12 protein-coding genes and 1 tRNA gene are annotated in these 13,850 nt (G+C 37.1%); 11 read left to right on the top strand and 2 right to left on the bottom strand.

What is annotated here, in order from left to right; genetic code table 11:
• Positions 1–352 precede the first annotated feature (352 nt).
• The 8 genes from trmB to QA584_RS28380 all read left to right on the top strand — a co-directional run bounded on the left by trmB (position 353) and on the right by QA584_RS28380 (position 3,611).
• Entirely contained in the window at positions 353–988 is a 636-nt protein-coding gene (trmB, locus tag QA584_RS28415) for a tRNA (guanosine(46)-N7)-methyltransferase TrmB (protein ID WP_278272463.1), read from the top strand.
• A 104-nt stretch (positions 989–1,092) separates the two neighbouring features.
• Positions 1,093–1,233 (top strand): hypothetical protein, encoded by a 141-nt coding sequence (locus QA584_RS28410; protein ID WP_278272462.1) that lies wholly within the window; start codon positions 1,093–1,095, stop codon positions 1,231–1,233.
• 135 nt (positions 1,234–1,368) lie between these two features.
• Complete coding sequence (gene trxA / locus QA584_RS28405; RefSeq protein WP_278272461.1) at positions 1,369–1,686, top strand: thioredoxin; 318 nt, start codon at positions 1,369–1,371, stop codon at positions 1,684–1,686.
• A gap of 261 nt (positions 1,687–1,947) precedes the next feature.
• Positions 1,948–2,020, top strand: a tRNA-Lys gene (locus QA584_RS28400).
• Between the two features lie 252 nt (positions 2,021–2,272).
• A complete protein-coding gene (locus QA584_RS28395) occupies positions 2,273–2,461 on the top strand; it encodes a type II toxin-antitoxin system HicA family toxin (protein WP_278272460.1) in 189 nt (62 codons plus the stop codon).
• Between the two features lie 52 nt (positions 2,462–2,513).
• Positions 2,514–2,909: a type II toxin-antitoxin system HicB family antitoxin gene (locus QA584_RS28390; protein ID WP_278272459.1), complete on the top strand. Its 396-nt coding sequence runs from the start codon at positions 2,514–2,516 to the stop codon at positions 2,907–2,909.
• 119 nt (positions 2,910–3,028) lie between these two features.
• Positions 3,029–3,199 carry a hypothetical protein gene (locus QA584_RS28385; protein WP_278272458.1) on the top strand — a complete coding sequence of 57 codons (171 nt, stop codon included), beginning with the start codon at positions 3,029–3,031 and terminating at the stop codon, positions 3,197–3,199.
• A 46-nt stretch (positions 3,200–3,245) separates the two neighbouring features.
• Positions 3,246–3,611, top strand: coding sequence for an HNH endonuclease (locus QA584_RS28380; protein WP_278272457.1), 366 nt, complete (start codon positions 3,246–3,248; stop codon positions 3,609–3,611).
• Positions 3,612–4,361: 750 nt separating this feature from the next.
• Here the strand turns inward: QA584_RS28380 and QA584_RS28375 are convergent.
• Positions 4,362–6,431 (bottom strand): HelD family protein, encoded by a 2,070-nt coding sequence (locus QA584_RS28375; RefSeq protein ID WP_278272456.1) that lies wholly within the window; start codon positions 6,429–6,431, stop codon positions 4,362–4,364.
• A gap of 1,117 nt (positions 6,432–7,548) precedes the next feature.
• Here QA584_RS28375 and QA584_RS28370 point away from each other — a divergent pair.
• Entirely contained in the window at positions 7,549–7,932 is a 384-nt protein-coding gene (locus QA584_RS28370; protein WP_278272455.1) for a DUF6483 family protein, read from the top strand.
• A gap of 317 nt (positions 7,933–8,249) precedes the next feature.
• Here QA584_RS28370 and ppk1 read toward each other — a convergent pair whose 3' ends face one another.
• Entirely contained in the window at positions 8,250–10,301 is a 2,052-nt protein-coding gene (ppk1, locus tag QA584_RS28365; protein WP_278272454.1) for a polyphosphate kinase 1, read from the bottom strand.
• 592 nt (positions 10,302–10,893) lie between these two features.
• Between ppk1 and QA584_RS28360 the strand changes: the two genes are divergently transcribed.
• Both QA584_RS28360 and ilvD read left to right on the top strand, forming a co-directional pair.
• Positions 10,894–11,778 carry a damage-control phosphatase ARMT1 family protein gene (locus QA584_RS28360; RefSeq protein ID WP_278272453.1) on the top strand — a complete coding sequence of 295 codons (885 nt, stop codon included), beginning with the start codon at positions 10,894–10,896 and terminating at the stop codon, positions 11,776–11,778.
• Positions 11,779–12,052: 274 nt separating this feature from the next.
• Positions 12,053–13,777 carry a dihydroxy-acid dehydratase gene (ilvD, locus tag QA584_RS28355; RefSeq protein WP_278275249.1) on the top strand — a complete coding sequence of 575 codons (1,725 nt, stop codon included), beginning with the start codon at positions 12,053–12,055 and terminating at the stop codon, positions 13,775–13,777.
• Positions 13,778–13,850 lie beyond the last annotated feature (73 nt).

Here is a 13,850-nt window from a genome sequence, read left to right as displayed (position 1 = left end):
AAAAATATACAAAATATTGTAAATAAGTTACTTGCGGGATGGATTTATCAAATATTATCTTAATTGATGATCGTTTGATGTTTTGTTAGCCGTTTGATTTTATGATTTTGGTAGTTAGGCATGGCGGAAACAGTTCACTTCATTTGGTATTTCAAAAAAGATAAAAGGTGAAATATTGATATTTAAGCATTTTAAGAATTGTTTTTGCTATACTCTGTGTTATAATGTAAAACGGATAAAACAGCTTATTTGCTGAATAGACAATCGGTGTTTAAACCGGTTTCGAATAGAGAAAGCGTTAGCGGCTGCAGGAGCAGCCCTGTCGCGGAATGTGAAAGGGTAAGGTAACTCTATGAGATTAAGAAATGTAACAGGCTCCAGGGAAATAATTGCCGAAAATGAATTTGTAGTGCATGAACCGGAGAATTATAAGGGTAAGTGGAGAGAATTGTTTAAAAATGATAACCCATTGCACATTGAAATTGGTATGGGAAAAGGAAAGTTTTTAATTCAGCTGGCACAGGAAAATCCGGATATTAATTATATCGGCATTGAGAAATATTCCAGTGTTTTAATACGTGCCGTGGAGAAAAGAAAGGAACTGGAGATAAACAATTTATGGCTTATCCGGTTTGATGCGGATTATATTAATGATATCTTTGATACCAATGAAGTAGCAAGGATTTATTTGAATTTTTCCGATCCCTGGCCGAAAGACCGCCATGCGAAAAGAAGGCTGACCTCTAAGGAATTCTTAGCCAGATATGATAAATTCCTGGCAGCAGACGGCGAGGTTATCTTTAAAACGGATAACAGTGGTTTGTTTGAATTTTCCTTAGAGCAAGTGGAAGTGGCAGGCTGGAAACTTCGTAATTATACCCATGACCTGCATCATAGTGAATTTGTTAAAGGTAATGTTATGACGGAGTATGAAGAGAAATTTTCGGCGATGGGAAATCCGATTCACAGGCTGGAGGCTTTCCGGTAAGAGCAGTTTTAGAAAATTATCTGCTTGAACACGGTGATATGGTGATATTGTTCTGTTTTTGGTAATAACATATATCAAGAATAATAGGAATCAGGTAAAGCGGTATGAAAAAATCTATAAAATATCAGCTCTCGAAAGCCCTTGGTCAAAATGTAGATTTGAATAAAAAAGCGATACAGATAAAACGGTCCTGGGATGAAGTTGCTGCAATGCTTGGTAAGAACAAATCAAAACCAAAAGACTGACAATAAAATGGATTTATCTAGTGGATATTTTATATTTCTTATTTTTGCATATTCTTATTTTGCAGGAGGCATTCTATATAACAGGAGAGGTAATGATTTATATAAGACAGATTCGAAGGAGGAAAACAAAAAATCATGGAACTAAAATTTACGGATGAAAATTTTGAAACAGAGGTACTTAAATCGGAGATGCCGGTATTGGTGGATTTCTACGCAGACTGGTGCGGTCCATGTAAGATGATGGCACCTGTTATTGAAGATATAGCAAAAGAATATGCAGGAGCTGTTAAAGTAGGCAAACTAAATGTAGATGAATCTCCGGCTATCAGCAGTAAATACCGGGTAATGTCAATACCAACTTTATTGATTGTTAAAAACGGTGAGGTTGTGGAAAACATCGTTGGGGCAGTTCCAAAATCGGCCGTGGTTGATAAGTTAGATAAGTATAAATAGTAGGAGTTATAATGGTCCGGTGCTGTAAGTCTAACAAGCCGGACCATTATATTACTATTAAGGTTTTGATTCGTTTTCTTTGCTGCTAACTTATTTTTCACAGGATTTATTCTGTTTTTTATTTGTTTCAAAAGGTCGAAAATTATCATATTTTTTACAAATTATTAAAAATATTAAAAAATCTTAAAAAAATATAAAAATATGCTTGCATTTTGTTAAACTATAAAGTATAATGATTTTTGCGTTCAAGACATAACGTAAGCGCTTCTAGCTCAGTTGGTAGAGCACCTGACTCTTAATCAGGGTGTCCAGGGTTCGAGCCCCTGGAGGCGCATGTAAAGTCCTTGTTTGGCAGACGGAAGAGCTGCTGGGTTAGGGCTTTTTTTATGCTTAAAATCAAGGGTTTCCGGTTTTTTTCGTACAAATATATAACAAAGAAACCAATTAAAGGCACTCAGGCAACAGATGGGTGCCTTTGAATTTACAAAGACTTAATAATATACGTAAAAATACGTAATAAATATATTGAAATACGTAATAGTACGTGTTATAATAAGTACATGATAAGGAAAGGGGATAACAAAAGATGCCAATGACACCAAAGCAAATGATAAAACTGTTAAAACAAAATGGATTTTACGAAGATAGGCAAGATGGTTCACATAAATTCTTTAAGAATCCAGAAACTAACAGATGTACAACAGTTCCTTATCATTGCAAAGACCTTAAAAAGGGGACGGAACAAAAAATCCTAAAGGATGCAGGGCTGAAATAAAAGCCCTTGCTCCTGTTAAACAATAGAAATATATAACATAGGAGGTAATTACATGAACAAATTATTTTATCCGGCTATTTTTCAAGTCGAGGAAGAAGGCGGATATTCAGTTTTTTTTCCTGATATCGAAGGGTGCAATACGCAAGGCGAGACAGTGGAAGAAACATATGACATGGCATTTGATGCGCTTGGATTAACACTGTCATATCTACAGGATAATAATTTAACTATTCCAAAACCTTCTAAACCACAGGATATACAACTAGATAATAACCAATACGTAGTTGTAATTCAATTTGACATGTTAGAGTATTTAAAAAAGAATGAATCAAGAGCCGTTAAAAAAACATTGAGCATTCCGTCATGGTTAAATGAAGCAGCCATGAAACAAAATATTAATTTTTCTCAAGTGCTGCAAGAAGCACTTATGAACAAAATGAATATATAACAATTATAATAAGGCATCTAGGAAACTAGGTGCTTTTATTATGCAGTTCAGGTGGTGATAAGATGCCAATATATAAACGTTGTAGCCGGTGCGGCAGCAGATGACTGGAGGTTAGAGATATGGAGTTAAAAAAATTAAGGGATACATTTCGGGAAGCGGCAGATATACTGGATGAATTAATTAAGCTGAAAGGTAATAAAGAAACAGCAGAAATCAAGAAAGAAATGGAATCTTTATCAGGACGATTCCTAATAAAAATGCTAGAGATTGAATCCCTACAGGGAGTGTAATAAATGCCATTAAAAAAGATATGCCCTAAATGCCATAGGATAATAGATGCCGGTCAAACATATTGCGAGTGAATGCATAATGAAGCGGGAAGTAGAGAAGGTAAGCAATAACCGACATTATGATAAATACTTAAGGAATAAACAAAGTACAGCCTTTTATCATTCAGGTGAATGGATAAGTTTACGCCAGGTTGTTATTTCACGGTACAAAGGCTTAGACATATACGCTTACTATATTGATAACAAAATCGTTTATGCTGAGATGGTACACCACATAATAGAACTGGAAGAAGATTGGAACAGGAGATTAGACATAACAAACCTGATACCATTATCCAACCAGAACCATAACACAATAAGTGCTATGTACTTAAAGGATAAGAGAAAGGCGCAGGGAAGCTATTCGAGCTAATGAACAGGTGGAACAGGGAGATTCGAGGGCAGGTGGGTGTCTGAAAAGTTTTAGCCCTCCGGTTGTAAGACCGCAGGCACTCTTTTCTTGCGCGGAAATTCCCCACTGAAAAATTTTTAAGGAGGTGAGAAGGTGGCAGGTGGAAGACAACCAACAGAATTATTACTGATTAAAGGAAATAAACAGGGTGTCCAGGGTTCGAGCCCCTGAAGCGCATGTAAAGTCCTTGTTTGGCAGACGGAACTGGATGATAACAGTTTCGTTTCAGGTCGAAAAATTTGAAAATTAATATAATAAATCTATAGACAAATATGGATTATGTGACAAAATTAGTTTTGGTTATCTAAAGGGGGACAAGAATGCATTCCTTTTACAAAATATGTGTCCTGTTATTGAAAAGTATATATTAAATGAATATACATATGTTGATACATTAAGGCCAGTCAAAATACCCAATGACTTAAAAAGAAAAATTAACGCAAAAGCTAGAAAGTTAATAAGAAAAGCAGAACAAGGTACATGTATTCCATTCACAGATATTATACGTATGAGAGAACAACTATTAAATGAGTTAGTTTCGTTAGAAGAAATAGCAGCTGCAAAGCCCAATGGAAAATAAATAAATCATAACACTCTTCTATGATATCCCAAGGTAGTAATCATCCCACCGGATAGTTGAGCACAGGGTAAAGAGTCATTATCTTAGTTTTAATACAATAATGACTCTTCACATATATGATGCTTATTTTTTTACAATAATTCTGTTACATCCCCGGCATAAAGTACAGTCAGCTCGTGTAAAGCACGAGTTGCCGCCACATACAACAGCTTGGCGTGGCCATCGTCCTTTGGATAGTGGTTATTGGTTGGGTTATAAATGAGAACCGTATCAAACTCCAGTCCTTTGGTATACTCAACCGGAAGCACCATAACTCCTTTTTTAAATTCTGCTTTTTCCAGATCGCTTTCCTCTATGGTAATACGCTTACCAAGATGTTCAGCTACAAACCCGGCTTCCACAGCATCTCTGCATACTACCGCAATGGTATCATAGCCTTCTTGCTGCCACTTTTTAATAATCCCGGCGGATTGGTTTAACATATCTTTCTCATCCTTGCATTCAGTTACAGATACTTTGTTTCCATGTCGTATAATGGGTTCAATGGGATAACTGGAAAATGAGCCATTCTGTAATATTTTCTGTGCAAAATTAGATATCTCAATGGTATTTCTATAACTCTTAGATAATATTCCGAAGTTGTCAAAGCGGTCTGTTAATATGAGGTCCTTTAATTCTTCCCAGTCATGGAGCCCATATCCAAAGTGAATGTTCTGTGATACATCACCCATAATAGTAAAAGAACAACTTGGAATACAATAATGCAAAACCGCATAGGCCATCATGCCAAAATCTTGTGCTTCATCCACTACAATGTGGTGTGCTTCACGGATAGGGTCTGTTTCCTTCACACGTTTATACAAATATGCCAGTGCAGCTAAATCATATACATCAAATTCCTTAGAAGATACATTAATCTCTTGTATTGCCATATCCTCATGCCATATTTCTTTTTGCGTTATCAGAAACTCACGATATAAATCAAATATGGAACCCTTCCATTTCTTTTCTCCAAACCGTTTCGTATAATCTTTCACTAACTGTTTTTTCATTTCCGGTGTGTAACTAATTTCCTTACCAGTAATCTCATTCTTAAGCTTGTTTAACGCACGTTGGTTTAACCCGTCAATTTTTGATTGTATGGATAATCTTTTACCTTCTTCAATATATCCTTTAATCTGCTCAGAAGAGTAAAGCAGCTTGTCATCCAGATAGATATCCTCTTGTGGAATCACGCTCGCTTCTAACGTGAAGCAGAATTCTTCTAAAGCATGAAACCAATCATAGGTTCCTTTGCGATAGCTCTTTTTATCACATGGAATCACTTTGTATTTCTTTTCATTCCAATCTTCATATAACAAACGGATAAAGAGCTGCTCCAGGGTCATTTGCTTCACGCCATATACATCCAAATCAGGTAACACACCAGTAATATAGTTCAGCAAAATACGATTACTGCCAATAATGTAAAAGTCTTCTGGTTTAAAATCCTCTGCATAGTTATATAGGATATAGGAGATTCGGTGCATTGCTACGGTGGTTTTTCCACTTCCGGCAACTCCTTGTACAATCATATTGCGATAGGGGGATTTTCTTATTATGTCATTTTGTTCCTTTTGAATGGTTGCTATAATTTCACCTAGAACAGCTTCTTTGTTCTTAGCCAAATATTTTGTCAGCAGTTCATCATTGGTAACTACTTCGGTATCAAAGTAATCAAGTAGCTTTTCTCCTGCAATTTCAAAGGTACGTTTTTTCATTAGATCGATGGTAATCGTTTCTTTATCCGGAGCTATATAGGAGCATTCACCGAGTCCATTTTCATAATAAACATTGGCCAACGGAGCCCGCCAATCGACAACCAGGATGGTGGTGGTGTCCTTCATAACTCCGCCTTTTCCTATATAGAAGGTCTCTTCTTTCTGGGTATGGTCTTTAATGTCAATCCGCCCAAAATAAGGTTTTATCAAAGCCCGCTGATTTTTATGAAGGGCTATTTTCATATTCTCATTCATAGTGATGGTGTTTGACAATTCCGTAAATATTTCCGGATCATCCTGCCGATACCGATCATACATGTCTTTAATGTCTGCACTCATTACTTCAATGTCTTTCTTATATTCATCAATATTTTTTTTAATGATACCGATGCAATGATTCAAATATTGCTCTTCCAGAAGACGCTCTGTCTGGTTTGTCATATTGGTGACCTCCTTTTTTCGGCACATTAACTTCGCTGTCTTGCAAAAGCTATCTTTGTTCTTGCATACAGACGGTTTTAACTGCCGTTATCCGCTGTTTATCAGTTGCAAAGTCTATTATATAGAATAACAAAAATATTACTAGACTTTATTTTAAAGATGTGTTAAGATAGATAATGAGGTATGGATAAATTTAAGAATTTACGTATTGTGGCTATCTGCTAATGGCAGGCAGCTTTTTTTATGCCTTCCGTACAAAAAACTCATTAGCATGGGAATTTCAGATTAAGTAGTCAGGACTCATAATCTACAAAAACATCCATGGTAAGTTGAACCTGCGAAAGGGTTGGGTTATAAACAGATGAGATTTAAGTCCCTTAAGCAGTTTGCTCAGAGCTAATAGTATTGAAAATTATAGTATAAAGTGATAATGTAAATTTAGACAATATAGAATGGAGCTTAGAGCATTTCTTAAGGTTAATTAGTCTTTTATAAAAAATCATTTGTATACAAATTTTATAGTTGTAGAGAATAATTTTGATGATATGGCAGAGAACACACCATTTGTTGAAGCGTTTGTTAAAAACTTCGGACAGTCGGTTCATACGAAGGATTAGTATATAAAAGGCAGGGAGATTGGACTTATTATACCTACCTATAATAATATGGGTTATATCTTAATTGAAGGCAGTGAAGGAAAACGGTAATGTTGACGTATTAAACGGTTAAAACCGGAGGTGGCTTTTTGGAGAAGAGAAATCGGATTACACTATTATATATATGGCTATTTACTGTTTCGATATCAATGACAGTAATCCCAAGTGGTATAATAAATACCTATGGTTTGCTTGGAGAGATAAAAGCCGCGGTGATTTGTGAGAATAGGTCTGCAGTAAAACACCTGATTGAAGCGAGAAAGTTAACCGAGAAGATGCATCGAAAGGGTGTTAATGTATATAATTATTGGTTTATAAGCTTGATGATAATTTTATATATTAGATTTAGCAGCTACGTTTTTCGATTGCCCCCGAGTAATACGATTGTTTCTTTGAAGGTGCGTTTAGATAATTGAACCCCATTCTGCAAATGGAAAGAAATGCAGAAAGGAGTTCATCCTATGTTTGAACAGGATTATATTATGCGCCTTATCAAGGAGATAATAAGAGTAGTTTTAAAGTTAATGTTTAATATAGATACTGAATCACCATCCGCAGAATTACTGGAGGATAAAAAAGCTCAAACGGAACTGAATAACCTGTTGGAGCTGATTGATTCCGGCTATATTAATGAAGCGGAAAATAAATTATATGATCTTACAAAAGAGAAAAGCATGCAAAACTTAGAAGTGTCACTTTTATTTTATTCCTTTTTAAATGATAAAAGTACCGAATTCTTAGAGGAACATGGCTTTAGCCGGGACGAAGTAAAACTGGGAATACAGCAATTATCAAACAAATATGATTTAGGCAGTATGGCTCAATTGTTTTTATTCGATTTATAAATATATTATAACAAATAGTCCTTAGTTCATCCTAAGGGCTATTTTTATTTAAAATTACTACCTGTTACAAAAAGGCGTACTAATTAAACCTGTTAAGTATTGAGACAATTATTAAGGCATCACGATGTGATGGCGTCCGGCTGACGCATTATTAGATATGCTATGCGAGTGCAGTGAAAAGGAAGGCAACCTGCCACTTTTTTTATAAATATATTTTCTATCCCAGGAGCTTAGTTTTATAATATACACCGGCTTCTCCCAGAATTCAGTCACTAATTTACACCGGTATCTCCAAGATTAGTATTCGGCAATTTGCATCAGTCCGGATTATAGTTGTTATTCAAATAGGATTCTTCAAAAAAGTACATCTGGCTGTCCACAGGTTCCGCTTCTGTATGTTTGTATTGGTAGGTGCCGTCAGGCATAAGCACTCTTGCTTTCACATTATCTCTTAGCATGATATCTAACATATCATAGATTCGAACAGAGATATCCCGGTTTAAGACAGGGGCAGCAATTTCTACCCTTTTCTCGGTGTTTCTGGTCATCATATCGGCAGAGGAAATATAAATCCTGGCATTTAGCCGTTCACCGAAACAATAGATCCTGGAGTGTTCCAAATATCTGCCTACGATGCTTATTATCTCAATAGAATCCGTCTGGTCTTCGCTACAGGGTCTTAAGCAGCAGATACCTCTGATAATGAGGCTGATCTTTACCCCAGCCTTTGCGGCTTTTATAAAGGAGTCTATAACCTCCTTGTCTGTTAAATTATTCATTTTAGCAATAATCCTTGCAGTTTCTCCATTTAAAGCTTTTTCGGCTTCTTCCTCTATCAGATCTATGATTCCGCTTTTTAAGCTGGACGGTGAAACCAGCAGATGGGTATATTCTCCTTCCAGATTGGATATGGCCAGGTTATTAAAGAAGGCCAAGGCATCGGTGCCGATTTCCCTGTTACCGGTAATGATACCGATATCCGTATATTGCCTGGCAGAAAGCTCGTTATAATTCCCGGTGCTTATATGGGTAATATAATCAAAGTTATCCTGGCTCTTTCTGGTTATCAAAAGAATTTTACTGTGAACTTTCACTTTTTCAATGCCGTATATGATTTTGCAGCCGGACTCCTCCATAAGATTGGACCAGAGAATATTGTTTTCCTCATCAAACCTGGCACGCAGCTCCATGGCTACGGTTACATCCTTGCCGTTTTCTGCGGCAGTGCAAAGATGCTGTACAATCTGGGATTGGGAAGCAACCCGGTATAAAGTGATTTTGATGGATACAACACTTTCATCTTCAGCCGCTTCTCGGATAAGCTCTAACAGGGGACGGAAACTTTCGTAAGGTAGGGATAATATATAATCTTCCTTTATTACATGGCTGATAATATTCCGGTGGGGAAAATGAACGGGCCATTGTGGTCTGATTGGGGGATAAAGCAGACTTCGTTTTATCTCCGGTTTGCATATGGTTTCCAGTATCCGGGCAAAGTTTAGATCCAGGGGGGAGTTTATCTTAAAGCACTGGTTTTTTTTCAGGTTTAGTTTAGCAGAAAAATAGTCTAATATAGAACTGTCTTCGCTACAACTGATTTCAAATCGCACGGGATGAAGTCTTCCCCGTGCTTTTACTATATTCTGCATAAAGGCACGGTAATCCGTATCCTCGTCATAAAAATCATCCGTAATATCAATATCTGCGTTCCGGGTCAGCCGGATTACAGCTTTGTTATGGACTTTATAGGTTTTAAATATAAGATGAGAATAGAGCAAAAGGATATCTTCTGTCAGCAAAAAGCTTTTCCCGTCAGGCAGTATATAAACCCGTTGTATATCTTTGGGAACCGGTATGATACCAAATTTTTCGCCTTTATCCGAATATAAATGCAGCGCGATATAGAGGGCTTTGTTTTCAAGATGGGGAAAGGGATGCTTTGCATCAATTATCTGGGGGGAAAGCTGGGGGGATATGTGGCTCTTAAAATAATCTTTTACATCCTTTTTATAAGTTTTGTTCATATCTTTGGTTTTTATATGATTTAAATCCAAAACAGATAAGGCATCCATAATATTGGTATAAGCCACATCCCTTTGGTGGTACAGGTTTTTTACCTCTTCATTAATTGCCTGAATTTGTTCGGAGGGGGTTAAGTGGGTCTTGTTATCCGTTGTCATATTATCAAGGAGGGATTGTGCAAACAGGCTACCAACCCGCACCATATAAAATTCGTCCAGGTTAGATGCAAAAATAGAAAGAAACTTTAATCGTTCTAGCAATGGAATACGTTGATCGGTGGACTCTTCTAAAACCCTTCTATTAAATGCCAGCCATGATAATTCTCGGTTAAAATAATGTTTTTCCATAGTAATTGCTCCTGAGCTTCCAGATTAAATTTATATTCTCAAACATCGTAGTTTTTTTATTTTGGTATACCAGATCAAATCAGTAGTAGACGTAAATAAGAAAGCATAAATTTTGTTCTCACACCAGATTTTTAGCTGATTTTATTATTAATTAGTTTCTAATTTGCAGAGTCTGAGTTAAAAGATATAAGTATTTATCAAGTATAGTCAGTAAATGAGAGCTGATTTTACATCTACTGTAACTATTATTTTATTGTAACTATTATCATTTACCAAAACACATAAATATATCAATGAATCATGGCTATTTCATAAAATATATTGTTTTTACTTTACCTAATATAATTTCAAATTGCTTATTAAAATCAATATGGTAAACTATAGTAAGTCATTGATTAATTGATTTAATATCAAATTATCTTTTAATTTCTGATGGGACAGTTAAAAATTCCAAGCCTTGGGATTGGCAGCAGGGCTCAGTATTAAAAGCGGACTAGTAGTACGCAAGGGCTTTGGGTTAAAAAGTAAAGAGTTGGATAATTATATTTACAATATTTTAGTAAATACATGGGAGCGCACAGAAGGGAGTTATATGAAAATTGGTATCGATTGTATGCATTGTATGATAAAAAGGCAGGTAGAGAACCTGGAAAAATACACGGAGGAGGAGAACAAGGCAGAATACTTTAAAAAAGTTCTTAAGATTATTTCAGAAGCGGAAGAATATGCAACCGCACCGGTAATAACGGCAGAGATAAACAGACTCCATCAGGAGTATTTTAAAACCACCTATAGCTTTGATAAATTAAAAGAAATGTATAATAAGTTACTCCTTGAAAAGGAAACTGAACTTTATGAAAAAATCAAGGCTTCAAACGACAATATACTGGAAGCAATCAAATATGCCAGAGTTGGCAATTATATTGATTTTGGGGCTATGGGAACGATAGATAATGATAAGTTAGAGAACCTTCTTTGTAATGCTGACAGAGAGCTGATTGATAAAGTAGAATATAAGGACTTTAGAAAGGATTTGAGTACGGCAAAGGAACTGGTTTATCTAACGGATAACTGCGGTGAGATTGTACTGGACAAGCTTTTAATCAGAGCCATAAAAGAAGTTTATGAAGAATTAAATATAACGGTTATCGTCCGTGGAAAACCGATACTAAATGATGCAACTATAGAGGATGCAAAGTTAATACATCTTGAGGAACTGGTTCCGGTTATTGGAAACGGTACAGATGTACCCGGCACTTATCTGGAGGGAATAGATGACGAAGCCCGGAATAAAATAAACAATGCAGACCTAATTATATCCAAAGGCCAGGGAAACTTTGAAACCTTAAATGGCTGCGGACTCAATATTTATTACATATTCCTGTGCAAGTGTGACTGGTTTGTAAGGCGTTTTGGGTTGGAAAAGTTTAAGGGAGTGTTTTTGAATGAGAAGCATCTGGTTGAATATATAGGTTAATCCTGGACAAGATCTATAAAAATTAATAACGATTAAAATTAATATCGACTAAAATAGAAATCGTTAAAAAAATTGCTTAAGAGAAAAAACGCTTAAAAAAAATCTCTTAAGAAAAATTACTTAAAAAAAATCACATTTGAGAGAATCTTTTATAAGACGATTAGTAAAAGATTGGTTTTGCATTCCGAAATCAGTCTGCTATAATGAATAGAAAGAAGAAGCAACATAAAAACAACTTGCAGCATTTGACAGAGGAGAAGACAGTATGATAAAAATGGAAGATCTGACCAGTCAGAAGTTAAGAAAGATAGCACCGGAGCTGGACCCCTTGCGAAGAGGTATGGGATGGAGTGTTGAGGACTTATCAAAGCCTCAGATTATGATTGAGAGTACCTTTGGAGACAGCCATCCGGGTAGTGCACATTTACTTAAGTTTGTGGACACAGCGGCAGAAGGTGTCACCGAGATGGGAGCAAAAGCCGCCAGGTATTTTACTACAGATATCTGTGACGGTATGGCTCAGGGTCATGATGGAATTAATTATTCCTTAGTGTCCAGAGATACCATTGCCAATATGATTGAAATTCATGCAGGTGCAACACCCTTTGACGGAAGCGTATTTGTGGCAAGCTGTGATAAAGGGGTACCAGCCCACCTGATGGGAATTGGACGAGTGAATATTCCCTCCATTATGATAACAGGCGGAGTTATGGATGCCGGCCCGGATTTACTTACCCTGGAGCAGATTGGTGCTTACAGTGCCATGTATCAACGGGGTGAAATAACAGAAGAACAGCTTACTTTTTATAAACATAATGCCTGTCCTTCCTGTGGAGCCTGCTCTTTTATGGGCACGGCCTCCAGTATGCAGATTATGGCGGAAGCATTAGGGCTTATGCTGCCAGGCAGTGCCTTAATGCCTGCCATGTGCGAAGACCTGAACACTTATGCCAAAGAAGCCGGCAGACAGGTAGTTAATTTAGCCAAAATGGGATTAAAACCAAGGGATATGGTTACCATGAAATCCTTTGAGAATGCGGTAATGGTGCATGCTGCCATCTCCGGTTCCACGAACTGCCTGCTTCATATGCCCTCCATTGCAAAGGAATTCGGACTGGAACTTAACAGCGACAGTTTTGACCGCCTTCACCGGGGTGCTCACTACCTTTTAGATATCCGTCCTGCGGGTAAATGGCCGGCTCAGTATTTTTATTATGCCGGAGGTGTTCCTGCCATTATGGAGGAAATTAAGGATAAGCTCCATTTGGAGGTTATGACCGTTACGGGTAAAACTCTGGGTGAGAATTTAGAGGAGTTAAAGAAAAACGGTTATTACGAGAAATGCTATTCCTATCTTCAGAAAGTGGGACGCAAAAAGGAAGATATTATACGTCCTTTTGATAATCCCATTGGAGCCGATGGTACAGTTGCTATCTTAAAAGGGAATCTGGCCCCGGAAGGTGCTGTAGTAAAACACTCCGCAGTACCAAAAGAAATGCATAAGGCCATTCTCCTGGCAAGACCTTTTGAATGTGAAGAAGATGCCATTGCAGCCATCTTAAACAGACAGATTAAGCCAGGGGATGCAGTGCTTATCTGCTATGAAGGTCCAAAAGGCAGCGGAATGCCGGAGATGTTTTATACCACAGAAGCGATATCCTCAGACCCAGAACTAGGCAAATCCATCGCTTTAATTACAGACGGGCGTTTTTCTGGTGCCTCGAAAGGGCCTGCTATCGGTCATGTATCTCCAGAGGCAGCAGAAGGCGGTCCCATTGGGCTGGTTAAGGAAAATGACTTAATTGAAATTGATATTGAGAACCGGATTTTGCAGATTGTTGGTATAGATGGCAGACGATGTTCGTTAGAAGAAGTAAACCGGGTTCTGGCAGAACGGAAAAAAGATTGGAAACCCAAAGAAGAGAAATATAAATCCGGAGTGTTGAACTTATTTGCCAAACATGCCGTATCCCCTATGAAGGGCGGATATATGAAGTAGAAGCCTCTTATAGGTATTATGGTGCCTTAAAAGAATAAAGGTAGTTGTAAAAATAACAAATGGAAAGCACCGC

The sequence above is a fragment of the Anaerocolumna sp. AGMB13025 genome (genome assembly GCF_029689925.1).
GTDB lineage: Bacteria > Bacillota > Clostridia > Lachnospirales > Lachnospiraceae > Anaerocolumna.
Note: the sequence above shows the minus strand (reverse complement) of the source record. Positions and strands in the feature narration are given on the sequence as shown.